Here is a 24,139-nt window from a genome sequence, read left to right as displayed (position 1 = left end):
TATTACTTTATAGGTTTACTTTTTTCTTACTTTTTTTGTTGTAGAAGCAGGTAATGGCGGTGGAGTAAACCATTTACAATTAAAAGTTTTGTCTAGTAGTCTCTTGAGACTAATAACTTTCACTTTACCAGGATAAAATTCACCTTCTCGGCTACGAATATTGATGATTTCGTAGCCTATTTGATTTAGTTCTTCAGTGTATGAGATTTCACCAAAGAAGTTATATGAGTCACTGATATTATCTTTTTCTTGTCCACTTGGCATATCCCAACAAACAATTTGAGCAGTGAGTATTAAAGGGTGATTAAATTCATCACTTGGAGAAAAAATATATTTATACTCAAGAGCTTTATGAACTTTCTCTCCTAAAGTATTTTCCCCTATGCTAACAGCAATACTATCAATCCCCATGCTGGAAAAAGTTCTTGGACGTAACCAAATATCAGAATAAAGTGAATCCAATGGAACAAGGTGAGCAAACATTGCATACAAAGTTCCTACTGAATACTCTTCTCCAATTCCAGGTTCTACAAGCCACTTTCCCTTTAGTTGTTCTATATCATCATCATCTACCATAAATATGGGTCTATCTTTAATCCCTTGTTTTAGTGCATTTAATTTTCGAGTATAAGCCTCTAATTTCACATCTTGAGTCTCTTTATTTAGCCTATCAACAAGTTCACGAAAAACTTGCATATTAGCTTTTGCCGCATCAAAAAACTGTTTTATTTTTTCAATAAAATTATCATCATTTAGAATTCTCAAAGCGGTTTCAGTTAATGAATTTCTGTTAGTTACTACATCAAAACTACCATTTATCATGAAAATGTAGTGAGATTGTGCATTAGACATTCCAAGACCAACGTAATCTGCTAGTTTAGAATGTTCAAAAATTTCATTGTAACGGCAAATTTTTATGCCTTCTGAACAAATAAATAAACCTCTTTGATCTGTTAATCTAATTCCTGATTTTTTCTTACCTTTTCTGTCTAATTCTTCATATTTTTCATGACAACGACGATTACCATCAATTGCTAAAGCTAAACAATAAGTGATACCTTCAAAACTAAATGTAGCAGCACCACGAGCCGAAAACCTACCAGCATTTAAAGTTGAAACTTCAGCAGGAGTCCTAATTAATGATTTATCCATGTCATTAGGCTTATGTAGATATGGATAACCTGCTTCAATTTTTTGTAGGAATTCTTTTTTTCTGCTAGTATCTTCTGTCCATAGATATAACTCGCATTGGTCATTATATCCAGGACACTGCTGAAACATTGTTGCTTTACTCTCAGGAAAATCTGTTTCACTAGAACGGAGGATTCTCATATCTCCGTGTCTGGTATTAAAGCGAATATAATTTTTAAGATATGACCATTTTGTAATTTCATCTTCTTCTGAATTGTAATAGCTTGAAAATTTTTCTACATCTAATGATTGGACAATAATCATCGTCCCTGATGTAAAATTTTTATTAAAGAAGTCTTCATTCAAATTATTTAAAATATTGGTTGTTTGTTTTTTAGGTATAGGAAATAAATCTTTCAGTGTTTGCCAAGGATTACTATCTACATTAGATTGAATATCATATTGAGGGCTTAAATTGTCTTTAGGGTTATCTATTGACCTTGACCGCCATTTATCTTCATTCTTACAGCGTGTAATTAAAGTAAATTTTTTAGACGCAAAACATAACTTTGAACCTTGGCATTTGTAACCAATAGCTTCACCTTGAATTTTAGTAGACTTACCAATTGAAAAAAATGCTCTATAGGGAGTTATTCCATTAAATTCTTTTGTTTCGCTTAAACCAATACCATTGTCAAAAAATATAAAGCCACTATAATTCAATAAAGGGTAAATCTCGATTCTCGAGGCTTGAGCATCATAAGAGTTAGATATCAATTCACGAATGACTTCACAAGGATCTTTGCGGTTAACCGAAAGTTCAGATAAAACGTGCCTGTAATCTATTTCTGGGTGCTGAGTCATACTGAGTTGCTGAAAATTAAATATATAAGAGTATACAAGTTTTCGTGAGCTTTTCCTACTCTGATTCAGCAACACCAAGTTTTCAATCAAGCACAATATCAATTTTATACAACGCCCCAACTTAACTCCGCAAATGGTCGGGAGTGCTAACGTTGCATCAAAGTATGACGAACTACAACGCCAACACTATTTTATGCCCCACTGAATACCAATATAAACAACTAAAGCTAAAAGCAACGCTGTTTAGCGTAATAAATTATTTATTTTCAATCAAAACCTTATATTAAGCTACAGAAAAATCACTAAACTGACGATATTCAGGACGAATAAACCCTAAAATAATATCATCCTTTTCTACTCCTAATTCCAATAATTCCCCAGTTATACCCCTTTCCATACCATCCCATTCAATGCAGATTTTACCATCAATAATTCGCAGATGAAATACCACTGCATGAACTCTACCTGTTTTATCCCAACCCGTATCCATTAACAAATAATTATCAGATTCTTGATCACAAATACATAAAGCCTCAATTTTTCCATGACTAGGTTTATATTGAGCGTGTTTTTTGACAACACTAACTATAATTTTCCTGTATTTATCTAACTTATCCATTGTACAATTACCTCCTGAAAAGCCGATATTCAGGACGAATAAATCCTATTCATGAAATAAACCTGCTTCTACATGAAAAAAATCTCCCAGTTTTTGCGCTAACTCTAAAGTTATTTTCTGCTTTCCATTTAAAATATTATCAACTACGCTTTCTGAACCCAAAACCGCTTGTAAATTAACTTTGCTTTTACCAGATTCATCCAAAAGAAATAACAACATAGATTGAGGATCATGTTGTTGATTTATCTGATAATATTCTTGTTCAAATTTTTCAATTAAAGTAATTAACAATTGATAAAGTTCATCTTCTTCAGGACTGCGTTTCCGGTGCATTAAATCTTCGACAATAGCTAAAGCTTGTTCATTTTCAGCTTCAGTCTTGATAATTTTGGGAAGATATGCTGTTAATAATTCCTTGTATTTCTCTGGATTAAAAGTAAGGGTCATTTTTCCAATTGTCCTTATCGTATTCCGCGTGAGTGAGGATATATTTAATATAAATTAATTGACCTTCGTAATCTATGCTAACAATCAAACGGTATTTATTGCCTTTAATATTGAAAACTGTAAAATTCCTAACAGCTTCAGCTTTCGGAAACACCTGCTGTACTTCAACTAAATTTGACCATTTAGCTTTACTAGCAATCTTATACCAGTTGTTCAGTGATTCCTGACAATCTGCATGATTTTCTGCATATTCTCTTACTATTCTAAAACTAATAACGTGCATCTTCCTGTTTATAACTACCAAATTTTCCCCATATTCAAAACAAATCCTGATAAAACAGGATCACAATTAACAGTGTCAGGATTTTCCAAACATTCCTCTATTTGTCCAGGACGATAAATATAAACTCGGCGATTTTTACGGTCAATTAATAAACCTAATTTTATTTCTGGTTCTTGCATATATTCCTGCATTTTGTCTTTTAAAGGCTGCAAGTTATCAGAAGCTGACCTTAATTCAATCACAAAATCAGGACAAATAAGAGCAAATTTTTTCTGTTGCTTTGGTGTGAGTTTATTCCATCTTTCTAACTTTATCCAGGAAGCATCAGGAGAACGTTCTGCACCCGTGGAAAGTGTAAATCCTGTGCTAGAGTCAAAGCAAATACCTGTGTTATCTTTTTCTGACCACACATATAACTGTCCAGCTAAGTTAAAATTACGATTTCCTGTTTCTGAACCTGCGGGTGACATAATTGATATTTCTCCAAACTGATTTCTCTCAATGCGTAATTCCCGGTTTTCTTGACAGAAATCAAAAAATTCTTCATCTGTCATTTGCATTGATGAGGGAAAATGTAATATCAAAGGTGATGAAATCATAATTATTTCCTCCATCTGAAATTAAAATCAATTTTATCACAATCTCTTGCTTAAATTGGTTTAAATGGAATTAGCAGCGATTGAGTAATCAAAAGCAGAATTAAATACAGCATAGCCGTGACCCAATTTCTTAGGTTAGGAATATTTCTGGACAAAATTCCCAAAGTAGTAAATACTAATAAAAATAATAATTTTTGTAAAAATTCTGAAAAATATATGTTTAGATATGGAACATTATGAAACAAATGGCAAATTTGTCTCTAAGTTCCTATCGCTAAATTTTGAGCAAGTCTGGTAAACCAGCAAAGTTCAATTGTACTATCGAGGTTGGCTTTTTTGAACATGGAAACATTAGAATTCATCATTTATCCAGATGGTCGAGTCCAAGAAAAAGTCACCGGCATTATCGGTGCATCTTGTGCTGAAGTCACAGCAGCTATAGAAGCCCAGCTAGGAAGAGTGTTGAGTAATGAGCCAACCTCGGAGTTTTTCGCTACCAATACGCCGCAAAACCATCTGGTGAATACACAATCCGCCCACAGCGAATGGTAAATTTTCCAACTAGTTAATTTCATTGATTACAAACCACTATGTCACACTTTAGCCAAATCAAGACACAAATCCGTAATCTGGAATCCTTGCAAGATGCCCTTTCCGACTTGGGAATAGACTGGAAACCTGGACCTAGTGAGGTGCGCGGTTATCGTGGTCAAACCCATGCTGCCGAAGTAACAATTGAGCAGCACAACGGTTATGATATTGGTTTTAGATGGAATGGTCAAGAATACGAATTAGTTGCAGATTTACAATATTGGCAACAAAATCTATCTGTAGATGGGTTTATTCGTCAAGTTACCCAACGTTATGCTTATCAAACGGTAGTTAAAGAAACTACTAAAGTTGGCTTCCAAGTAGCCGAACAACAAAAAAATGCAGATGGTTCTATTCGCCTAGTAGTACAACGCTGGAGTGCCTAATGTCTAATTTCCTGCCGTCACCAGAAGAACAAGAACATAACCGTTCTGGCTTAGAACCAGAATTAGGGAGTTTTTTGCGAGATATTCCCGAACGTTCTGGTTTAGAACCGGAATTAGGCGGTATGGTGCGGCAGAAAGGCGTTTATGTAGATGAAATTACCTGTATTGGCTGTAAACATTGCGCCCATGTTGCCCGAAATACTTTTTTTATTGAAGAAGATTATGGGCGATCGCGTGTAATTCGTCAAGATGCCGACACAGAAGAGGTAATTCAAGAAGCAATAGATACCTGTCCTGTTGATTGTATCCACTGGGTTGATTATACTGATCTGAAAAATTTAGAAGCAGAAAGACAATATCAGGTAATTCCCATAGCTGGTTATCCAGTAGAACATGGGGTAGCCACTGTAGAAAAACGCCGGAAAAAACAAAAGTTAAAAAAGTCTAGTTATTAAGCACTGGTATAACCAGTGCTTTTATGTCTTAATATTTGTCCGTAGAGGTAACTAACACAGCCAGTATTGGTTCACTGACAAAGATATGACTTAAGCTAACAATAAATGCTGCCCGGTTGGCATGAATGCTCTCCAGCGCGATGGTTTCCGTACTTAGATAGGCAAAAAATAGAAGTTCTAGAATTGACACTCTCAGGGCTAAAGCCACTGGGCTTTACGCTTACCGCGAACTCCTGTAATATTTTTATCAACATTCTTCTTTTACGAAAAATTAATTTTTACTAAATATAGTAAATATACCTTATTATTTCATCTAAAAATTATCTTCAAAAACAAAAAATAAATAAAAAAGTGACATGAAAAATGTTACACCTCTATGGGATCAAGAAGTGTTTCTCTAGAAACAGTAAATTATTAGTTAAGTTAGTTAGAATTTATGGAAATCATCGAAATCTCTATAACCCACTACATCAAAGTAACCAATGCTTAATCACCCTAGGGGTTGATATTTACCATTGAATTCCGCTAGTTTTTGTATTCTATTAGACTGCAATAATTACTTAATATTTAATTAACTAAAGGTTATCAATTGAGTAATTATTGCATTAGTATAAGTTATCTTGGGTATGCAATGGTGTGCCATTATCATGCAGATGAATTGGATTAGTTTATTAAAAGCGCAACAGACTGACTTCTTAAACCGGGTAAAAAAACCCAAAACTGCGGATCTTTCTCTTCTAGAAAGTCGAGTTAAAGGTTATCACAGTGAAGTTATGGCATTTGGAGGAGATTCATTAACGAAAATTCTCGAATGTTCCCGTCAACAAGCGAAAATTCTCGCCAAAAATCCGCCACCAATACCACCTGAATATCCTGAATATCCTGATTGGGTAATTCCCTTTCCTACCTATTTTCAACGTCAAGCCGAAGATTATCTTGTCCGTGAACAAATTGTCGAGCGGATGATCACGGAACGGTTAGGAAAATTGGTGAGAAAAGTGCCACAAGACACTTTAGAAAATATGGTTTTAGATGACGAGGGAAATTTACGTGGTGAAAGTAAATTTACTTATTTGTTAGCTAATAACCCAAAAGTGAGTATTCAAGTTCACGTAGCAGATGGAGAAAGTTTTAACGGCATTAAAAAAGATAAAATCCGTTGGTCTGTTAGTCAACAAGATATCAATAACCACCAAGTATTAATTTTTCTGTGTTTGTTTTATCCAGGAAATAACGAATTAGGATACCATAAACAAACCGTGATTACTGGTTTTTTACCCACAGATCAACTAGAATCTCCAGAATCAAAGATATATCTAACTCCTAGTAGTTTATTGTATGCAGGGGGATTAAATTGGTATTTACAATCCCTTGGTGGACAGCCAGATGATCTACCAATAAATGATGAGAAAATGATGGTAGAAACAATCCAAACCTTACCATCAGATCATCCCAAAAAGAAAATTGTTGGTGATTGGGAATGTTGGCAAACATTGATTGGACATACCAGAGGTATCAACTGTTTAGCCTATGCTGTGAAAACTTTAGTAGTTAAAGATGGCGATTGTAAAAATGTGAAAACAATTCCCATTTTAGCTAGTGGTAGTCGGGGAGAAACAAAATTATGGGATTTAGCCAAAGGTGAATTAATCGAGACATTATCAGAATATCCTTGGCTGATTTCTACCAAAGTAGATGAAGTTAATTCCCTGGCTTTTAGTACCGACGGCCAAACATTAGTGAGTGTAGGTGCAGATTCCACTGTGAAAATTTGGCATACTGGCGCTTTAGATTTAATTGATATTCTGCATAAACATCATGGGGATGTGCGTTGTGTGGCATTTACACCCGATGGTAAGATGTTAGCTACTGGTGGTCATGATCGCAAAATTTTATTTTGGAATTTGCGCGATCGCCAAGTCGAAAATACCCTATCTTTAGATGATACAGCAGCCCATTCCATGGTGTTGAGTCAAGATGGAAAAATTTTGATTACAGGTAGTTATCGGAAAATCAAAGTTTGGGAAACATCCTCAACACTCAATCAGAAAAAATTGCCGGATACACAGCCAATATACAACCTGATGGGTCATTCCCATATTGTCACTACTTTAGCCATGAGTGCTGATGCTAAATTTTTAGTCAGTGGTAGTCAAGATCAAACTGTTCGCGTTTGGAATTTAGCCACTGGGGAATTAGTTCACACCCTCAAAGGACATCGAGATAGTGTTAATGCAGTTGCTTTAAGTCCTGACGAACAAATTATTGCCAGTGGTAGCGCTGATAAGACCATCAAATTGTGGCATTTACAATCTGGGGAATTATTAGGCACATTTACAGGTCATGGTAATACAGTTACAGCTTTATCCTTTACAGCTTCTGGCGAAATGTTAGTCAGTGGAAGTTTGGATAAAACGATTAAAATTTGGCAGCGGAGTTAGGTAAAAACTGCGGTTGTCTCTACAAGTTTGTGCCACTTGCAAAACTGGTACAAATTTTGTATGAATGACTGGTTTATTTAATGCCCTTTGAAACAAATATTTTTGAGAAAATTTAACACTCCCCGCTCTAAAGAGAAGGGGATTCTTAAGATTAAATTTTGTACTAATATCAATCAAGTAGCGGAAACGCCAAAGATTGCTTATGCTTTCCCAGAATTACGCTGTACTTTTGGTGGTAGTACGATTGTGCCTGATATTGCGGTGTTCCGGTGGGAAAGAATTCCCAAAACTGAATCTGGGAGAATTGCTAACCGCTTTGAAATTCATCCTGACTGGGTAATACAAATTCTTTCTCCTGAACAACCACAGAAAAAAGTATTAACTAACTTATTACATTGTTCTCGACATGGAACTGAATTAGGTTGGTTATTAAATCCAGAAGAAGAAAGTGTATTAGCTGTATTTCCTGGACAAAAAATAGAAATATATGACGGTGATGATAAATTACCGATTCTGGAAAATATAAATTTAGAATTAACTGTTAAGGAAATTTTTAGTTGGTTAAGTTTTGGTTCATAATTATTAAGGGCGGGGAAACCCCACCCCTACATTAAAATTGTTGTAAGAAACGCAAATCGCTATTATATAAACGGCGAATATCATCAATTTGGTGTAATACCATCGCAAAACGTTCTACACCAAAACCAGCCGCAAAGCCGCTATAAACTTCAGGATCATAACCCACAGATTTCAATACATTGGGGTCAACCATACCGCAACCCATGACTTCTAACCAACGTCCTTTCCACTGTAAATCTACTTCGGCTGAAGGTTCAGTAAAGGGGAAATAACTGGCACGAAACCGAATTGGTAAGTCGCCAAATATTGATTGTAAAAATACCTTGACAGTTCCTTTAAGGTCTGTAAAAGTTAGTCCTTCATCTATTGCTAAAAGTTCAATTTGATGAAAAACTGCTGAGTGGGTCGCGTCTACATCATCTCTGCGATATACTCGACCTGGGGCAACAACTCGAATAGGTGGTTCTTCCTTTTCCATGTAGCGAATTTGCACCGAGGAAGTATGAGTCCGCAGCAAATTACCATCTGGTAAATAGAAGGTATCCTGCATATCACGGGCTGGATGATCTGGGGGGGTATTCAGAGCCTCGAAATTGTAGTAATCTGTTTCCATTTCCGATCCTTGGGCAACGGTGTAACCCATGCCAACAAAGATATCTAGGGTTTGGTCAATAATGCCGTTGAGGGGATGAATCCGACCTTGAGGACGGTAAATACCGGGCATGGTGACATCTATGGTTTCCGCCTCTAGCTGTACCTGAATTTGAGCAGATTCCAAGGATGTGCGTTGTTGGTCTAAGCTGTTTTGGATGGCTTCTTTGACCGTGTTAGCGATCGCCCCAATTTTAGGACGTTCTTCCGCGCTCATTTGCCCCATACTCCGCAATAAAGCCCCCAATTGCCCTTTTTTGCCCAAATAGTTAACTCTGAGTTCTTCTAGGCGTTCCAGGGTATCGGCAGATGCGATCGCTGTTTCTCCTTCTTGGCGTAATGCTAAAAGTTGATCCTCTAAATTATTAGTCATTAGTCATTGGTGATTAGTCGTTAGTCATTAGTCTATAGCAGGGAACAGGGAATGGGAATAATTTTAGGACTAGCTCTTTCAAGGTGACTAATCAATAGACATTATTTCACTACTAGAAAAACTTCCCAAGATACTATTGTATGTTTCTTCTAACTGTGCAGTATTTGACTTCAAATTAAATTTTTGTTCTACACAAGAACGCCCAGCTATTGCTAAACTATCCCGCAATTTTTGATTCTCAAGCAAGGTTAAGATCGATTTTGCTATAGTTTCCCAGTCTCTTTCTTGGGTTAATAAACCTGTTTGTTCATGAATTATTGCTTCAGGAATACCCGCATGAATAGAACTTACTACAGGTAATCCCATAGCCATCGCTTCTAGGATAACTATCGGAAGTCCCTCTGATTCTCCTTGAAGAGTTGTGATACTGGGCGCACATAGCAAAAGCGATCGCGTCATCCATTCTTTTACAATTTCAGGAGGTTGTACTCCTAGAAAACGGTAGCGATTGAGTGAATTTGCAGCTATATTTTCTAAGGTAGAACGCAAAGGTCCATCTCCAATCATAACTAATTCCACATTAGGCATTATTTTTTGGACTTGAGCCATGGCGCGAATTAAGTATTCACATCCTTTCTTTTCAACGAAGCGTCCAACAAATAATACTACAGGTTCGCGTTGAATATTAGGAACAGGAATAAATTTATCTATATCTATACCGATGTAGTGAACTTTAATTTTTTCTGGGGGACATCCTTTTTCAATTAATTTCGAGCGAATAAATTCAGAAACAGCAATAAAACAATCAGCTTCTTGAAAGAGGCGATTGCGTTTTCTAACATACAGTTCTCGAAAAAATTGTCCGCGTCTTTTTACATAATCTAAACTATAATCATACCAAGTTTTTCTTTGAGTTAAATCAATATCTGCTGTTGCATAATAACCATGAAAAGTAACAATTAAAGGTATTCTTAATTTTTTGGCTAAGGGTAGGGCTAATACACCATCTAAACCAAAGTGAGCATGAATTAAGATGGGGGATAAGGCTTGCAGGTGTTTTATCCAATTAGGATGACAGAATTCAGCTAATTTATAGGCGGTTTTCCAAAGTTCAGGAGGGGAAACTAGTTCTCCCAAAATAATAGTTTTTTTTGGTGAAATCATGGATTTAGCACTAGACAATCGGGTATTGCCAACGTAGAATCCATTGTAAGATGAGAAGTTCTCAACTTGTGCCGGGATAAAAGTTTCTGAATAAGGGATTAATTGATCACGGTAGATGATTACTGTTGGTTTCATGAGTTATTTTGGCAGCAGGGAACGGAGTAAAGACTTAGCAATACCGCGAGCTAGTGGAAGTCCTGTAAGTGGCGAAACAGCTAATTCTGGTGCAACTCGACAGGCTTGTAAATAACAACTAAAAGCCGTTTTATAGTTGCCTTTTCTGTATTCTTCTTCAGCTTTTTGGGACAAATGGGCGCTTTCTCGAATGCGTTTTCCTCTGGGCTGTTCTTCAAGGGGAAGACTAGCAATAAACGCTTGAAAAACATCTTCTCGAAGTTCCACAATATTAGTCGGGAGGGACTGCATTGACTGATTAGTATGAACTCGGTATTCAAGTGAGATTGCAGGAAGTAATAACACAGTTCCTAACCTAGCAACTCGCAACCATAAATCTCGATCTTCTACTTGGCGGATTTCCAGATTAAATCCACCCACCTTTCTAACTGATGCAGTTCGATATAAATTCTGACCAGAAATAGAAGACCAGCCAGCTAGTAGTTCTGGCCAGATAACTCGCTTAAACCTAATCATCGGATGCTCAATTCTTATAGCATACACTCCATCTTTAAACTTCCATCTAGCACCCACTGTAGCCACTAGCTGAGAGTCACTGCTGAATGGTTTGACTAAGTTGTCCAGTGCATTAGGTCGGAGACGATCATCGTCATCCAAAAACATAATCAATTCTCCTTTGGCCTCACTCAAACCTCGATTCCGCGCAGCAGATCGTTCTGAGTTTTGTTCCTGTCGAAAAACTCGTATTTTTTCATTTTGTAATTCTGTAAGCCAATCCCATGTCCCATCGGAAGAAGCATCATCAATCACAATTAATTCCCAGTTTTTGAATGTCTGAGTTTTAACACTATCAACTGCTTCTTGAAGAAAATTCAGTCGGTTATAAGTTGTAATAATTACGGATACTAATTGTTGTGAAGTAATTGTATCTTTTACCATAAAAAATTCTTTGTGGAAAGATGAAGGATATTTTTAAGACAAAAAAAAATTAAAGCAATTAATAACGAGTTCGCCATTTATTATTTTTCCATTTACACCATTCCTGGGCTATTTGAGAATCTATAAACAGAGCATTACAAAACCCAAATTTATTAGGAAGGTAAAAAGCAGGAGTTGTATCATATAAATCTACAAGTTGATAATCTTTATCAATTAAATAATCATGTAAATCCATAAAAAATGTATGCCCTGAATCTTTCTTATAAAAGCCAACTTCGCTGAGTATAAATGAAATTTTCTTTGCATTTAAGTAATCTTCTGCGCCTTTAATTACTTGCAGATCATAGCCTTCAGCATCAGTTTTAAGTAAATCAATATTGTTAACATTATTAAGTTTACAAAAACCATCTATTGTTTTTACATCAATAATTTCACCGCCCAAATTTTGATCTATGTTAATAGAATCAACTAATGAATTATTCCCTGAATCTTGCTTTAAAAAGATTTTCATTTTTTGATCATGCTCACCAAATCCATTATTAAAACAATGAACTCTACTTAATTTTTTTGTATTACTTTCTAAGATTCTAAAAGTTTCTGCTACTGGTTCAAATGACAAAATTTTTGCTTCGGGAAATTGTTGATGATAATATTGTGCTGTTTGTCCAATATTTGCACCTACATCAAAGATTGTCCGAATTGGATTTATTGTTCTTCTATTGATATCTAAAACTAAATCAATACCTTTTGGTAATATTTTTGTTTGATAGATTCGATAACCTAATTTCTCAATTATTTTTTTAAGATAACTTTTCATGGAATTAGCATTCTCCTTTTATAATTAGTTTTAAGCACCACAATATTTATCATTTATCGAATAATCATACAGACACACCAACATTACGACACATCTCATAAAATACCTTGACAAAGCGTTCTTGATTATGATTCTCTGTCACCCATTTCCGCCCTTCTTTACCCAACCTAGTCCGCAACTCTTTATCCTCTAAAAGAGTTTTCAAACCTTCTACAAACTTAGGTATTGCTTCCATGCCCGTACCATCATAACGCCCCACATAAATGCCAAACCGAGAAACTACATTTTCGGGATCTAAACAACTCAAAAGAGGAGTTTCACATTTCAATGCTTCTTGAAAACTAACTGCTAAACCTTCGTGAATGGAAGTATTAATCAAAACCCAAGCTTCCGAAAGAATCCGAACCTTTTCCTCCCCATCTACATGACCCATCAAGCGGACGTTATTTGGTAAAGAATTGGGTTCCCAAGCACCTTTACCTTCAAAATGAGGTTTACCCAGAAAAATAAACTCCACATCAGGAAAATGGCGAGCTAATTCTGCAAATAACCACGGTCGTTTATAGGGGTCAAGACGTGCTAGAAATACAACTGTCGGTTTTTCACTCTTTACCACTTCTCCTGGTTCAAGATCAATAATATTAGGTAAAAAAGTTACTTCTGGTGGTTGCACTCCATAAGTTCCTAAAACTTTATCTTTTAAAAAAGGAGCAGGAGTGGCAAATAAAACAGGACGACGCAACCACTTTGAGACATTAACAACTCCAGCTAAAGAGGTACAATCAGCAGATTTAAGTCCTTGGGGTTGAATATCTTCAAAACCGGGAATACGAGCCGTATTAATTTTAGCCATATCTTCCGGTGGTCTAGGGTCTCTTACCCAAACAATAATGGGGGTACGAGGTAATAACCAAAATAGATAACGATAGCTGGGGCGATAGTCAATTGATAATATTAAATCGAAACCCTCAGCCCAGATCCTCCGACAGTATTCTAGTCTGTTTCTATCGCGTAAAATAATAGGAGTATTATGGATTTTATCTACCAATTGTCCAGGTTTAGCATAGGTTTCACCTGCTAAAAAAACCACATCAATTCCTAAATTGCGATTCCTGCGGAGCGCTTCGCTATCGCTCCCAAAACAATTTGCTACTTGACGACTTGCCCAACCAAATCCCCCCATTCTTCCCGATGACAGGTCAAAAAATTCATTAGCAACGAGTCCTATCTTGATTCTTTTATCCATAGTTATTAATGATTATTCATGAGTTGTTATCAAAGCGTTTTTTCACAATCCAATTTTTCCAAAAATAAAAAGGACTCAACAAACTATATAATATAAGTTCTCTTTCTCCAGCAGCCACTACATCCGTCGCAACTACATTATGATACTGAAGCCAGTGTAGCATAAGCTTACGAAAACGGGCTAAAAGTTTATGAATAAGGGGTTAATTGATCACGGTAGATGATTACTGTTGATTTCATGAGTTATTTTGGCAGCAGGGAACGGAGTAAAGACTTAGCAATACCGCGAGCTAGTGGGGGTCCTGTCAGTGGTGAAAAAGCTAACTCTGGTGCAACTCGACAGGCTTGTAAATAACAACTAAAAGCTGTTTTGTAGTTAGCTTTTCTGTATTCTTCTTCAGCTTTTTGGGACAAATGGGCGCTTTCTCGAATTAGTTTTCCTCTGGGTTGTTCTTCCAGGGGAAGACTAGCAATAAATGCGTTGAATATGCTTTCTCGTATTTCTATAATATTCTTCGGTAGGGACTGTCCAGGGTGAACTCTATATTCGAGCGCGATCGCAGGTATTAGCACTACGGAACCGAGTCTCGCAACTTTCAGCCATAAATCACGATCTTGTGCGCGGCGCAGATTCTGATTAAATCCACCCACTTCCCTGACTGTGGTAGTCCGGTATAAGTTCTGACCAGAAACAGCAGACCAGCCTGCTAGTAATTCTGGCCAAATTATGCGTTTGAAAGGAATAATTGGATGCTCGATCTTCATCGCGTACACTCCCTCCTTAAACTTCCATCTTGCACCAACAGTTGCTACTAAATCGGGGTTTTTGATTAATGATTCGACTAGGTTTGCCAAAGCATTGGGACGCAAGCGATCATCGTCATCAAAGAACATGATAAACTCTCCTACTGCCTCTGCAATACCCCGGTTACACGCTCCCGATCTAAAAGACTGTTGATTCTGGCGAAAAACTTGCACTTGCGGATCTTTCAGTTCTAAAAGCCATTCCCATGTTCCATCGGAGGAACAATCGTCAACAATAATTAGCTCCCAATTATCACAGGTTTGTCCCTTGACACTGGCGATCGCTTCCTGCAAATATTTAAGGCGATTATGAGTAGGAATTACTACGGATACCAATGATTTTTCTAGCATCTTTATACTTTCAGCCATTTAGACAAATCTTTTCCAATTAAATCTTGAAGTTGCAAAATATCCTCTCGATATTCTTCAATCAATTGCTTTCTAATTTCTGGTAGAAGAGGAGTTACTTTCTTGCGGTTAAAGTTAATAAGTTGGCTTTTAATACTCTGACGTAGAGAGGATGGTAAAAGTGACCTTAATCTTGAGGAAATAGGGTGAGAAGGTTTAATTAAGTTATTTAAGGTGATGTTTTTAGGAACGTATGTAACATTATGTTTTTGCTCCGTGTTTGGGATAAAGGTATCATCTACACCAATAAACTGAAAAATATCTTGCACTACGCCAAGAGAATCAGATTTAAGGTCTTCATGGAGATAAATTTTAATTTGCTCTTTATCAAACAGATCGAAATAGCGCTTAAGTTGAGTAAAATAAAATCCTCTCTGCTTATAATACCAACGAAACCAATAATTTTTCTCTATTCTGTCTTTTTCAGCTTTTAGTGCTTCATGAAAATCAGTAATAGGTTCACTACCTCTACTTCTAGTAAATAAAAAATCTGAATATGCTCTTTCAACAGGATCTCGAATTATGGCGATTATCTTTACTTTAGGTATGTAGTGTTTTATCCTTTCAGAAGCTTTTGGATGTAAAAGATATAAAGGTGAGGATTCTCCAATTGCAATTTCTTGGGATACTTTTTTAAAAAAACTACAGTAGGTTTCAATATCAGTAATAAAGTTGGGGTAATTACTATTTTTCAGGAAATTTTTTTTAAATTTTTCACAATCTTCTCCTTCAAGAGCAAAAAAATTAAGTTCTTTAACTGGACTCATATAAATTTGCGGATGTTGTTTTAGATAGTGATCAAGTGCAGTTGTTCCAGATTTAGCAGCACCGATAATCAAGAAATTTGGCATTGTCATAGACTTAGTATTTCCCTTTGATAATTAAGTTGATTTACCACAATATTTATTATTTATTCAAACTTCATCCTGAACTCAAACACCTACCTTGCTACAAAGCTCATAAAATACCTTGACAAAGCGTTCTTTATTATGATTCTCTGTCACCCATTTCCGCCCTTCTTTACCCAACCTAGTTCGCAACTCTTTATCCTCTAAAAGAGTTTTCAAACCTTCTACAAACTTAGGTATTGCTTCCATTCCCGTACCATCATAACGCCCCACATAAATGCCAAACCGAGAAACTACATTTTCCGGGTCTAAACAACTCAAAAGAGGAGTTTCACACTTCAGGGATTCCTGAAAACTAACTGCTAAACCTTCGTGAATGGAAGTATTAATCAAAACCCAAGCTTCCGAAAGAATCCGAACCTTTTCCTCCCCATCTACATGACCCATCAAGCGCACATTACTTGGTAAAGAATTGGCTTCCCAAGCACCTTCACCTTCAAAATGAGGTTTACCCAGAAAAATAAACTCCACATCAGGAAAATGGCGAGCTAATTCTGCAAATAACCACGGTCGTTTATAGGGGTCAAGACGTGCTAGAAATACAACTGTCGGTTTTTCACTCTTTACCACTTCTCCTGGTTCAAGATCAATAATATTAGGTAAAAAAGTTACTTCTGGTGGTTGCACTCCATAAGTTCCTAAAACTTTATCTTTTAAAAAAGGAGCAGGAGTGGCAAATAAAACAGGACGACGCAACCACTTTGAGACATTAACAACTCCAGCTAAAGAGGTACAATCAGGAGATTTAAGTCCTTGGGGTTGAATATCTTCAAAACCGGGAATCCTGGCCGTATTAATTTTAGCCATATCTTCCGGTGGTCTAGGGTCTCTTACCCAAACAATAATGGGGGTACGAGGTAATAACCAAAATAGAGAACGATAGCTGGGGCGATAGTCAATTGATAATATTAAATCGAAACCCTCAGCCCAGATCCTACGACAGTATTCTAGTCTGTTTCGATCACGTAAAATAATGGGAGTATTATGAATTTTAGTTGGCGATTGTCCAGGTTGACCGTAGGTTTCACCGGATAAAAAAACTACATCAATTCCTAAATTGCAATCGCTTCCAAAACAATTTGCTACTTGACGACTTGCCCAACCAAATCCCCCCATTCTTCCCGATGATAGGTCAAAAAACTCATTAGCAATAACCCCTAATTTAATTCTTTTCTTTTGAAGCTGATTATTTGAGTTTGCCATTTTTTGATAAAATTTAATTTGCTCTTTTACCGCACTACCCACAAAGATACTTTATGTTTTTTTCTCAGCTTTTTTAAAGCTCAAAAATCCCCCTAATCCTTGCCAGTGACTTTCCAAACTTCCCAAATACATTTCCATTTCACTAGCTGCCACAATATCACTTTCTAATTCTTTTCCATATTTGAGTCGGTGACTAATTACTTTCCGCAGATCGTTAGCCATATATAAAGGAATGACTAAAGGTCTTTGCCAAGGTTTATATCCTAACATTCTAGTCCGATGACGACTTAAACCAACACCCCGTAACAATCTGATTAAATATTCTTTCTCTAAACGATTTTTAGGAATTTGATGGTAGATGTGCATTTCTGGATTAAACCAAATTTCCCAACCGGCATTTCTGATATACAACAATGCTTCTATATCTTCACCTTTTGCTATTAAAGAACCACTTACAGGGCCTGTTAATTCTAAATTATCGGGAACATTTTCTACCCAAGCTTGCTTTCTAATAACTATACCCGCTCCTGGTGGTAAAAGTCCGCCTTTTTCTGTTGAATTAAAACAAAATGGTTCTGTTTCCGTCCATTCTATAATTGCCAAATATGAAGCTATTTTCTCAAAATTTTTAGGAGGTTCAGTTTCATAAATACCGTGAATTAGACCATTGTAAGCCCCTGCTTGGGGATGAGTAAACCCAAAAGCACAGGCAGAAGCTACCCAGCCAGGAGAAGGTAAGTTATCATCATCCAGAAAGCCTACCAGTGGACTTTTAGCTTCTTTAATAGCTGTTTGTCTGGCATAAGATGCTCCCTGTCGAGGTTCCAAATAATATTTAATGGGGTATGATTCTGGCCAGTCTGACTGATATTCTTGAATAATTTTCGCAGTATTGTCTGTACTGTTATTATCAACAATGACTATTTCCCAGGAAATGCTGTCTGTATTGATCTGCGATCGCAACTTATCTAACAAACCAGGTAAATATTTTTCTCCATTATATGTACGAATAGCAACAGTAAAATCAACCATGGACAGGTATATATATAACGGTTGGATACAAAAATTTCAAAGTATATTTACCTGAGTATACCCTATATAATGAGGGTTTTAGTATTTGTAAAAATAATTTATTATAGTTATAGTAAATATGTACTGAAAACTCTTTATTTTTTCTGGTGTGTGACGGAAAACACTGACAACTAAGTTGAAACTAATGACTAATAACTAATGGCCACTGACAACTAACAAATGAAATTACTAATTAGTAACGATGATGGGATTTCTGCCCTGGGTATTCGGACTTTAGCCAATACCTTAGCAGCAGCGGGTCATGAAGTGACAGTAGTTTGTCCAGATCGAGAGCGATCGGCAACTGGACACGGATTAACCTTACTGCAACCAATTCGCGCCGAAATAGTAGAATCTGTTTTTGATCCTGATATTAAAGCTTGGGCTTGTGATGGTACGCCTTCAGATTGTGTAAAATTGGCATTATGGGCTTTATTAGATTCTCCCCCCGACTTAGTGCTATCTGGAATTAACCAAGGCGCAAACTTGGGGACAGAAATCCTCTACTCCGGTACTGTTTCAGCAGCCATGGAAGGTTTAATAGAAGGTATTCCTAGTATTGCTTTTAGTTTAACTAGTCATACTCACAAAGACTTTCAACCAGCGGCCAAATTTGCCGAAATCCTCGTTGCCAAAATTGCCGCTCAACCGCTTCCAGATTTAATGTTACTTAACGTCAATATTCCCCCCTTAGCTTGGGAAGAAATTGCTGGTGTCACTTTCACTAGACAAGGAGTAAGACGCTACGTAGATGTTTTTGATAAGCGAACTGATCCCAGAGGTAAAACTTACTACTGGTTAACTGGAGAGGTGATAGAGGATGTAGAACCACCCATAGAGTTAAATTTACCAACCCACATTCCCCTTGATGTTCATGCCATCCAAAAACAATGTATTAGTATTACTCCCTTGCAATATAACCTGACTTATGGTCATGGACTTAATCAGCTATCTACATGGGAATTTAAATTTCCGTAGATTTAGGCAGGTTTGTCCACAGTAAAGAGACTTATTTTCAGTAACTTAACTCAATCTTTACTAACCACTACTTAAGTAAATGTAGTAAACGGTATACAATAAGACTTAGGAATAAAAGAGTTAGATAATTAATTCTTAATCGCTTATTCTGACTAAACTCTTGTTAAAGTAGCTTCACTTGCCACAGAAGTACAAGCACTTTCCAACTAGAGAATGTTGTTTTAACAACAAAATTTGTAAAACAGCATACACTTAAGTAAGCAAGAAGTTTTGTGTTTTCATGATTCCCATGCCCAGTCCAGCCAGCCAGCAATACCCATGTCTAGGATAGATAACCAATTTAACGTACAATTTTGGGGCGTTAGGGGCAGCATCCCCTGCCCAGGTTTAGATACCGTTCGCTACGGAGGTAATACTCCTTGCGTCTCCATGCAGGTAGGCGGTAAACGCTTAGTTTTTGATGCTGGCACAGGATTACACGTTTTAGGAAAGTCCTTATTGTCCCAAATGCCAGTAGAAGGTCATATATTTTTTACCCATTCCCACTGGGATCATATTCAAGGATTTCCCTTTTTTACGCCAGCTTTTATCAGTGGTAATAAATTTGATATTTATGGAGCGATCGCCCCAGATGGTTCAACCATAGAACAGCGGCTTAATGGCCAAATGCTGCATCCTAACTTCCCTGTACCTTTACAGATTATGGGGTCTAACTTGACCTTTCATAACGTTCAGCCAGGACAGCCCATCCATATTGACGACATTATCATAGAAACTGCTCATTTAAATCATCCAGGTGAAGCAGTAGGATATCGAGTTAACTGGCAAGGTGGTGCTGCTGTTTATATTACCGATACAGAACATTATGCAGATCATTTAGATGAAAATGTATTGTGGTTAGCTCGCAATGCTGACGTACTCATTTATGATTCTACATATACTGACGAAGAATACCGCAACCCTAAATCATCAAAAATTGGCTGGGGACATTCCACTTGGCAAGAAGCTGTAAAAATGGCCAAAGCTGCCAATGTCAAAACCTTAGCAATTTATCACCACGATCCAGCCCACAATGATGAGTTTTTAGATCGTATAGGTGAAGAAGCTCACGCGTGTTTTTCCGGTGCAATTATGGCTAGAGAAGGATTAATTCTGCCCATTACCACTACTGATTCTACATCAGAATCTTTTTCTGCCAGTAAGTATTCCGCGTGAGTTATCTATCCATATCTGTAGCCCAGATTTTTACGGATCATTAAGACTGTAGACAAATCTGTTTTACCTAGTTACGGTTAACAGTATTGGTAAATACAAGACTCCTATTTGATTTTGAAAAAATTGACAATACCTGCGCCAATTTTTGACAACACTCGCAGAATCAGGGTTTCGGGCTATGGGTTTTAAACCCCAATTTAAAAGCCTGAAACCCTAGTCTATTTCTTGCTATATTAAAATATTTCTCAATCTTTCTTCAGAATATGCAACTCGACTGGAAAACCGTCAAAACCTACGAAGACATCATCTACCAAAAAACCGACGGTATCGCCAAAATCACCATTAACCGTCCCCACAAACGGAACGCATTCCGTCCCAAAACCGTATTTGAACTATACGAAGCCTTTTGGGATGCCAAGGAAGATACCAGTATTGGCGTAGTCTTATTTACTGGTGCAGGACCCCACACAGACGGTAAATACGCCTTTTGTTCAGGAGGTGATCAAAGTGTCCGGGGACAAGCAGGTTATGTAGATGAAGCCGGTATTCCCCGGTTAAACGTCTTAGACTTGCAACGTCTCATTCGTTCCATGCCGAAAGTCGTTATTGCCCTAGTCGCGGGCTATGCTATTGGTGGAGGTCATGTTCTCCATTTAATCTGTGACCTAACTATTGCGGCTGATAATGCCATTTTTGGGCAAACAGGACCAAAAGTAGGCAGTTTTGACGGTGGTTTTGGTGCTAGTTATCTAGCCAGAATAGTAGGACAAAAAAAAGCAAGGGAAATATGGTTTCTCTGTCGTCAATATAACGCCCAAGAAGCCTTAGAAATGGGCTTAGTTAATACCGTCGTCCCCATAGAACAACTAGAAATAGAAGGGATAAAATGGGCGCAAGAAGTCTTAGAAAAAAGTCCCATAGCCATTCGTTGTCTCAAATCAGCATTTAACGCCGACTGCGACGGACAAGCTGGTTTACAAGAACTTGCCGGTAACGCTACTCTTCTTTATTACATGACAGAAGAAGGCGCAGAAGGAAAACAAGCGTTTTTAGAAAAGCGTCCCCCTAACTTTCGGGATTTTCCCTGGTTGCCTTAAATTTATACCAAAATCGCACCTTCCTGACAGGTGCGATTTCTGAAAACGTCTAAATTAGAATTAGTAGTGAAAATTTGTAAGTCAAATCTTATTAAAGTGGACAAAAAATTGATGACAGTAATTGTGGGTAATTAAATTAGTACGCTCTGATTTTTTACTGCTTGTGTAGCGGAAGTAGGAATATCTTCAACAGAAGCTACTGTCAGATGATCTAAATCCTTCGGGAGAGCTTGCGAAGCCGAAAAAACAGGTCTGGCCACTGGTAAACTCCAAGCATCTTCTAAAGTTTCCCAAACAGGTGCAAAAGCTGCTAGAGCCAAAGGACAGGCTTTCCAAACCCCTTGGACTGGTGCGCTCAATTTTTCACACATACCACCACGGCGACCCTGTGGTTGATAATAACGACAATAACGACAGGTAGATGTTAAATGCTTAATTAGTTTCATGTGCCTTCATCTTCAGTACCGTAGGACTAGTTATCACACTTATATATCTTGCTTGTTGTCCAAAATAGCCCTGAAAGGCACAAAGTCATTATTGGATACGGGTTGTAGCGATTATTAGCTATAAACAAACTTTATTATGTCTTTATATTCTTGTCATATTTGTAAATGATTATCGGAGTGTCTACATACTTGTTTTTGTCTAAAAATTATCAGGGATCAAGGTTAAAAGGTTTATTTTAAATTTCCTTATCCTTTACGGTCTATATTAATAGAACTTACGTACTAACAGAAAATACCAAATACAAGGTGCGTAAATTTTAATCAATTAATAATTAAATTAAATATTTTTATTTAAGAGTTAGGGAAAAGTTTAACCTCCGTATTTATGTTACAAAATAAAGTCTGGAATGTGGATTATATGTCATCAAATTCTAACTTATTCTGGCTATTGATATTATTCATCAAACATTAGGTTATTCGTAATTAAAATATCTTTTTGCCTTGGCAATTCATAGTAATAATTAACAAAGGGGAATAACTGGCAATTTCAAGATATTGTATTTGCAGATTTTGACAAATTTAGATTGTTACACAAAATATTGCTATTTTTAGGGCTTAAATACCTATGTCATTTGATATTTCTCCAAACTTCCCATCTCAAAAAGAAATCAATTATATTCCTATTTCTCAACTCAATGCCTTTCAAAATCCTACTGATAATATTATAAGTTCGGTTAATCATAGTTCTTCTTCCCAACATAATTTAGCAGCAACCGAATCTGTTGTCAGTAGCAGCAGCTATAGTTCAAACAATGGTTATGGCTTAGTAAATGCCGGATTAGCAGTGAGTAACGCCGCAGGTGTTAGTCCCTATGCGGATGCTCCTAACTTGGGGGGTAATAATTGGGGAGCGGATCTGATCAAAGCTCCCACAGCCTGGAATAATGGACATACAGGACAAGGAATCATTGTCGCGGTTCTAGACACTGGCGTAGATTACAACCATCAAGACTTAAAAAATAATATTTGGACTAATAGCAAAGAAATAGCTGGGAACGGCATAGATGATGATGGCAACGGCTATATTGACGATGTTCAAGGTTGGAATTTTGATAGTAGCAATAACAATATTTTAGACAACAATGGTCATGGCACCCATGTTTCTGGAACTATAGCCGCAGAAAACAACGGTATTGGTGTTACTGGCATTGCCTATAACTCCAAAATTATGCCAGTCAAAGTCCTAGATGCCAATGGCTCAGGTTCTTACTCAAACATCGCTAAAGGCATTTATTATGCAGTTGATAATGGCGCAAATGTCATTAATCTCAGTCTAGGAGGTAATTCCTCCAACGATACTCTCAAGTCAGCTATCGAATATGCCAGTAGCAAAAACGTAATTGTTGTTATGGCAGCCGGGAATAATGGTGATTCAGTGCCATCCTATCCCGCCCGCTACGCCTATAATTCTGGAATTGCCGTAGGTGCAGTAGATCAAAATAATAACCTTGCAGACTTTTCCAACCGTTCTGGTTCTCAAGAAATCACCTATGTTACCGCCCCAGGCGTTGATGTTTACTCCACAATACCGAATAATCAATATGCCAATTACAATGGCACTTCCATGGCAGCCCCTCATATTGCTGGTGTCGTCGCTCTCATGCTTAGTGCTAACCCCAACCTAACTGAAAGCCAAGTTCGCCAAATTATTACAAGCACATCTGCAAATAGCACCAATCCTCCAGAGCCAACAACACCTTCACAGCCAGGCTTGAAAATGCCGTCTCTCTTCCCCCCACTAGACTCTTTTTTCCCTCTGCAACTAATTAATGTAATTTCACAATTGCCTTTCAAGCTACAATCCCCAACACCAACCTCTACTCCCTTTCCTCCTATAGTTGTCTCCCAGAGCGAAAATCAGTTGCAGTTGCATTTCGGCGATGTGGCAACACTAACAGTACAGCAGTTTAACTACTACGGTCAAAGTCTGGCACAACCCTTCACCAGATTCACACTAGATTTTTACAACACCCCACCAAGCAGCAACAGTGAAGATAGTTTTGGTAAACAATATAATGACTATAACGACAGCTATTGGCAATGATCTAATCCACCTCACCCCAAAAAATATAGCCTTATTACTAAAACAATCTGAACCAGGGAAAACAAACGCCACTAGGGAAAAGTCCTCTCTCATCAACGTTTCCAGCTTTTCAATCCATGAAATCACCCCTCCCAAAAAAATATTTTCCCAAACCCTTGACAGGAAAAGGAGAGGTTGCTATATTGG

At 37.2% G+C, this 24,139-nt stretch carries 25 protein-coding genes; 10 read left to right on the top strand and 15 right to left on the bottom strand.

Annotated elements, in window-relative coordinates; translation table 11 throughout:
- Positions 1-15: 15 nt before the first annotated feature.
- From FJR11_RS07885 to FJR11_RS07865, 5 genes are all read right to left on the bottom strand, one after another.
- Positions 16-1,995, bottom strand: coding sequence for an ATP-binding protein (locus FJR11_RS07885; protein WP_168503158.1), 1,980 nt, complete (start codon positions 1,993-1,995; stop codon positions 16-18).
- 283 nt (positions 1,996-2,278) lie between these two features.
- Positions 2,279-2,614, bottom strand: a complete 336-nt coding sequence (locus FJR11_RS07880; protein ID WP_168503157.1) for a XisI protein — start codon at positions 2,612-2,614, stop codon at positions 2,279-2,281.
- A gap of 45 nt (positions 2,615-2,659) precedes the next feature.
- The gene (locus FJR11_RS07875; RefSeq protein ID WP_168503156.1) at positions 2,660-3,061 is read right to left on the bottom strand and encodes a type II toxin-antitoxin system HigA family antitoxin; all 402 of its coding nucleotides are present in this window, start codon (positions 3,059-3,061) and stop codon (positions 2,660-2,662) included.
- Positions 3,045-3,344 carry a type II toxin-antitoxin system HigB family toxin gene (locus tag FJR11_RS07870; protein ID WP_168503155.1) on the bottom strand — a complete coding sequence of 100 codons (300 nt, stop codon included), beginning with the start codon at positions 3,342-3,344 and terminating at the stop codon, positions 3,045-3,047. The genes FJR11_RS07875 and FJR11_RS07870 overlap by 17 nt, the downstream gene beginning before the upstream one ends.
- 14 nt (positions 3,345-3,358) lie before the next feature.
- Complete coding sequence (locus FJR11_RS07865) at positions 3,359-3,943, bottom strand: Uma2 family endonuclease (RefSeq protein WP_168503154.1); 585 nt, start codon at positions 3,941-3,943, stop codon at positions 3,359-3,361.
- Between the two features lie 342 nt (positions 3,944-4,285).
- Here FJR11_RS07865 and FJR11_RS07860 point away from each other — a divergent pair, with 342 nt between their 5' ends.
- The 5 genes from FJR11_RS07860 to FJR11_RS07840 all read left to right on the top strand — a co-directional run bounded on the left by FJR11_RS07860 (position 4,286) and on the right by FJR11_RS07840 (position 8,395).
- The gene (locus FJR11_RS07860) at positions 4,286-4,495 is read left to right on the top strand and encodes a DUF2997 domain-containing protein (protein WP_168503238.1); all 210 of its coding nucleotides are present in this window, start codon (positions 4,286-4,288) and stop codon (positions 4,493-4,495) included.
- Positions 4,496-4,533: 38 nt separating this feature from the next.
- Positions 4,534-4,920 (top strand): DUF1257 domain-containing protein, encoded by a 387-nt coding sequence (locus FJR11_RS07855; RefSeq protein ID WP_168503153.1) that lies wholly within the window; start codon positions 4,534-4,536, stop codon positions 4,918-4,920.
- Positions 4,920-5,375: a ferredoxin gene (locus FJR11_RS07850; protein ID WP_168503152.1), complete on the top strand. Its 456-nt coding sequence runs from the start codon at positions 4,920-4,922 to the stop codon at positions 5,373-5,375. The genes FJR11_RS07855 and FJR11_RS07850 overlap by 1 nt, the downstream gene beginning before the upstream one ends.
- Before the next feature lie 647 nt (positions 5,376-6,022).
- Entirely contained in the window at positions 6,023-7,816 is a 1,794-nt protein-coding gene (locus FJR11_RS07845) for a WD40 repeat domain-containing protein (protein WP_168503151.1), read from the top strand.
- A 102-nt stretch (positions 7,817-7,918) separates the two neighbouring features.
- Positions 7,919-8,395 (top strand): Uma2 family endonuclease, encoded by a 477-nt coding sequence (locus FJR11_RS07840; protein ID WP_254444713.1) that lies wholly within the window; start codon positions 7,919-7,921, stop codon positions 8,393-8,395.
- 31 nt (positions 8,396-8,426) lie between these two features.
- On the opposite strand, the gene pheS is transcribed toward FJR11_RS07840, so the two are convergent.
- The 9 genes from pheS to hpsE form a co-directional block, all read right to left on the bottom strand.
- Positions 8,427-9,419 carry a phenylalanine--tRNA ligase subunit alpha gene (gene pheS, locus FJR11_RS07835; protein WP_168503149.1) on the bottom strand — a complete coding sequence of 331 codons (993 nt, stop codon included), beginning with the start codon at positions 9,417-9,419 and terminating at the stop codon, positions 8,427-8,429.
- Between the two features lie 87 nt (positions 9,420-9,506).
- On the bottom strand, positions 9,507-10,718 hold the full coding sequence (locus tag FJR11_RS07830; RefSeq protein WP_168503148.1) for a glycosyltransferase: 1,212 nt from the start codon (positions 10,716-10,718) through the stop codon (positions 9,507-9,509).
- A gap of 3 nt (positions 10,719-10,721) precedes the next feature.
- Positions 10,722-11,657 carry a glycosyltransferase family 2 protein gene (locus FJR11_RS07825; protein WP_168503147.1) on the bottom strand — a complete coding sequence of 312 codons (936 nt, stop codon included), beginning with the start codon at positions 11,655-11,657 and terminating at the stop codon, positions 10,722-10,724.
- A 58-nt stretch (positions 11,658-11,715) separates the two neighbouring features.
- Complete coding sequence (locus FJR11_RS07820) at positions 11,716-12,474, bottom strand: FkbM family methyltransferase (RefSeq protein ID WP_168503146.1); 759 nt, start codon at positions 12,472-12,474, stop codon at positions 11,716-11,718.
- Positions 12,475-12,538: 64 nt separating this feature from the next.
- Positions 12,539-13,720: a glycosyltransferase family 4 protein gene (locus FJR11_RS07815; RefSeq protein WP_217358221.1), complete on the bottom strand. Its 1,182-nt coding sequence runs from the start codon at positions 13,718-13,720 to the stop codon at positions 12,539-12,541.
- Between the two features lie 242 nt (positions 13,721-13,962).
- Complete coding sequence (locus FJR11_RS07810; RefSeq protein ID WP_168503145.1) at positions 13,963-14,892, bottom strand: glycosyltransferase family 2 protein; 930 nt, start codon at positions 14,890-14,892, stop codon at positions 13,963-13,965.
- Positions 14,877-15,788, bottom strand: coding sequence for a sulfotransferase domain-containing protein (locus tag FJR11_RS07805; RefSeq protein ID WP_168503144.1), 912 nt, complete (start codon positions 15,786-15,788; stop codon positions 14,877-14,879). The genes FJR11_RS07810 and FJR11_RS07805 overlap by 16 nt, the downstream gene beginning before the upstream one ends.
- 75 nt (positions 15,789-15,863) lie before the next feature.
- Positions 15,864-17,042: a glycosyltransferase family 4 protein gene (locus FJR11_RS07800; RefSeq protein ID WP_217358220.1), complete on the bottom strand. Its 1,179-nt coding sequence runs from the start codon at positions 17,040-17,042 to the stop codon at positions 15,864-15,866.
- A 51-nt stretch (positions 17,043-17,093) separates the two neighbouring features.
- Positions 17,094-18,074, bottom strand: coding sequence for a hormogonium polysaccharide biosynthesis glycosyltransferase HpsE (gene hpsE, locus FJR11_RS07795; protein WP_168503143.1), 981 nt, complete (start codon positions 18,072-18,074; stop codon positions 17,094-17,096).
- A 219-nt stretch (positions 18,075-18,293) separates the two neighbouring features.
- Here hpsE and surE point away from each other — a divergent pair, with 219 nt between their 5' ends.
- The 3 genes from surE (at position 18,294) to menB (ending at position 21,403) form a co-directional block, all read left to right on the top strand.
- A complete protein-coding gene (gene surE, locus FJR11_RS07790) occupies positions 18,294-19,091 on the top strand; it encodes a 5'/3'-nucleotidase SurE (RefSeq protein ID WP_168503142.1) in 798 nt (265 codons plus the stop codon).
- A 318-nt stretch (positions 19,092-19,409) separates the two neighbouring features.
- Positions 19,410-20,306: an MBL fold metallo-hydrolase gene (locus FJR11_RS07785; protein ID WP_168503141.1), complete on the top strand. Its 897-nt coding sequence runs from the start codon at positions 19,410-19,412 to the stop codon at positions 20,304-20,306.
- Between the two features lie 263 nt (positions 20,307-20,569).
- On the top strand, positions 20,570-21,403 hold the full coding sequence (gene menB, locus FJR11_RS07780) for a 1,4-dihydroxy-2-naphthoyl-CoA synthase (protein WP_168503140.1): 834 nt from the start codon (positions 20,570-20,572) through the stop codon (positions 21,401-21,403).
- Between the two features lie 131 nt (positions 21,404-21,534).
- Here the strand turns inward: menB and FJR11_RS07775 are convergent, their stop codons facing one another.
- Positions 21,535-21,849 (bottom strand): biliverdin-producing heme oxygenase, encoded by a 315-nt coding sequence (locus FJR11_RS07775; protein ID WP_168503139.1) that lies wholly within the window; start codon positions 21,847-21,849, stop codon positions 21,535-21,537.
- Positions 21,850-22,474: 625 nt separating this feature from the next.
- Here FJR11_RS07775 and FJR11_RS07770 point away from each other — a divergent pair.
- Together FJR11_RS07770 and FJR11_RS23400 are read left to right on the top strand one after the other, a co-directional pair.
- Positions 22,475-23,953, top strand: a complete 1,479-nt coding sequence (locus FJR11_RS07770) for a S8 family peptidase (protein WP_168503138.1) — start codon at positions 22,475-22,477, stop codon at positions 23,951-23,953.
- On the top strand, positions 23,925-24,139 hold a 215-nt coding region (locus FJR11_RS23400), incomplete at its 3' end, for a hypothetical protein (RefSeq protein ID WP_217358222.1). The genes FJR11_RS07770 and FJR11_RS23400, both read left to right, overlap by 29 nt.

Source organism: Anabaena sp. UHCC 0187 (assembly GCF_009712035.1).
Taxonomy (GTDB): domain Bacteria; phylum Cyanobacteriota; class Cyanobacteriia; order Cyanobacteriales; family Nostocaceae; genus Dolichospermum.
The sequence above is the reverse complement of the archived record's forward strand: the minus strand, read 5'-3'. Positions and strand labels throughout refer to the sequence as shown.

Coding starts and splice junctions, on each gene's coding strand:
- pheS (WP_168503149.1), bottom strand. CDS start 9,419: ATGACTAATAATTTAGAGGATCAACTTTTAGCATTACGCCAAGAAGGA.
- FJR11_RS07830 (WP_168503148.1), bottom strand. CDS start 10,718: ATGAAACCAACAGTAATCATCTACCGTGATCAATTAATCCCTTATTCA.
- hpsE (WP_168503143.1), bottom strand. CDS start 18,074: ATGGTTGATTTTACTGTTGCTATTCGTACATATAATGGAGAAAAATAT.
- FJR11_RS07845 (WP_168503151.1), top strand. CDS start 6,023: ATGCAGATGAATTGGATTAGTTTATTAAAAGCGCAACAGACTGACTTC.
- FJR11_RS07775 (WP_168503139.1), bottom strand. CDS start 21,849: ATGAAACTAATTAAGCATTTAACATCTACCTGTCGTTATTGTCGTTAT.
- FJR11_RS07770 (WP_168503138.1), top strand. CDS start 22,475: ATGTCATTTGATATTTCTCCAAACTTCCCATCTCAAAAAGAAATCAAT.
- FJR11_RS07865 (WP_168503154.1), bottom strand. CDS start 3,943: ATGATTTCATCACCTTTGATATTACATTTTCCCTCATCAATGCAAATG.
- FJR11_RS07825 (WP_168503147.1), bottom strand. CDS start 11,657: ATGGTAAAAGATACAATTACTTCACAACAATTAGTATCCGTAATTATT.
- FJR11_RS07875 (WP_168503156.1), bottom strand. CDS start 3,061: ATGACCCTTACTTTTAATCCAGAGAAATACAAGGAATTATTAACAGCA.
- FJR11_RS07885 (WP_168503158.1), bottom strand. CDS start 1,995: ATGACTCAGCACCCAGAAATAGATTACAGGCACGTTTTATCTGAACTT.
- FJR11_RS07880 (WP_168503157.1), bottom strand. CDS start 2,614: ATGGATAAGTTAGATAAATACAGGAAAATTATAGTTAGTGTTGTCAAA.
- menB (WP_168503140.1), top strand. CDS start 20,570: ATGCAACTCGACTGGAAAACCGTCAAAACCTACGAAGACATCATCTAC.
- FJR11_RS07785 (WP_168503141.1), top strand. CDS start 19,410: ATGTCTAGGATAGATAACCAATTTAACGTACAATTTTGGGGCGTTAGG.
- surE (WP_168503142.1), top strand. CDS start 18,294: ATGAAATTACTAATTAGTAACGATGATGGGATTTCTGCCCTGGGTATT.
- FJR11_RS07815 (WP_217358221.1), bottom strand. CDS start 13,720: ATGGATAAAAGAATCAAGATAGGACTCGTTGCTAATGAATTTTTTGAC.
- FJR11_RS07820 (WP_168503146.1), bottom strand. CDS start 12,474: ATGAAAAGTTATCTTAAAAAAATAATTGAGAAATTAGGTTATCGAATC.
- FJR11_RS07805 (WP_168503144.1), bottom strand. CDS start 15,788: ATGACAATGCCAAATTTCTTGATTATCGGTGCTGCTAAATCTGGAACA.
- FJR11_RS07855 (WP_168503153.1), top strand. CDS start 4,534: ATGTCACACTTTAGCCAAATCAAGACACAAATCCGTAATCTGGAATCC.
- FJR11_RS07860 (WP_168503238.1), top strand. CDS start 4,286: ATGGAAACATTAGAATTCATCATTTATCCAGATGGTCGAGTCCAAGAA.
- FJR11_RS07800 (WP_217358220.1), bottom strand. CDS start 17,042: ATGGCAAACTCAAATAATCAGCTTCAAAAGAAAAGAATTAAATTAGGG.
- FJR11_RS07810 (WP_168503145.1), bottom strand. CDS start 14,892: ATGGCTGAAAGTATAAAGATGCTAGAAAAATCATTGGTATCCGTAGTA.
- FJR11_RS07850 (WP_168503152.1), top strand. CDS start 4,920: ATGTCTAATTTCCTGCCGTCACCAGAAGAACAAGAACATAACCGTTCT.
- FJR11_RS07870 (WP_168503155.1), bottom strand. CDS start 3,344: ATGCACGTTATTAGTTTTAGAATAGTAAGAGAATATGCAGAAAATCAT.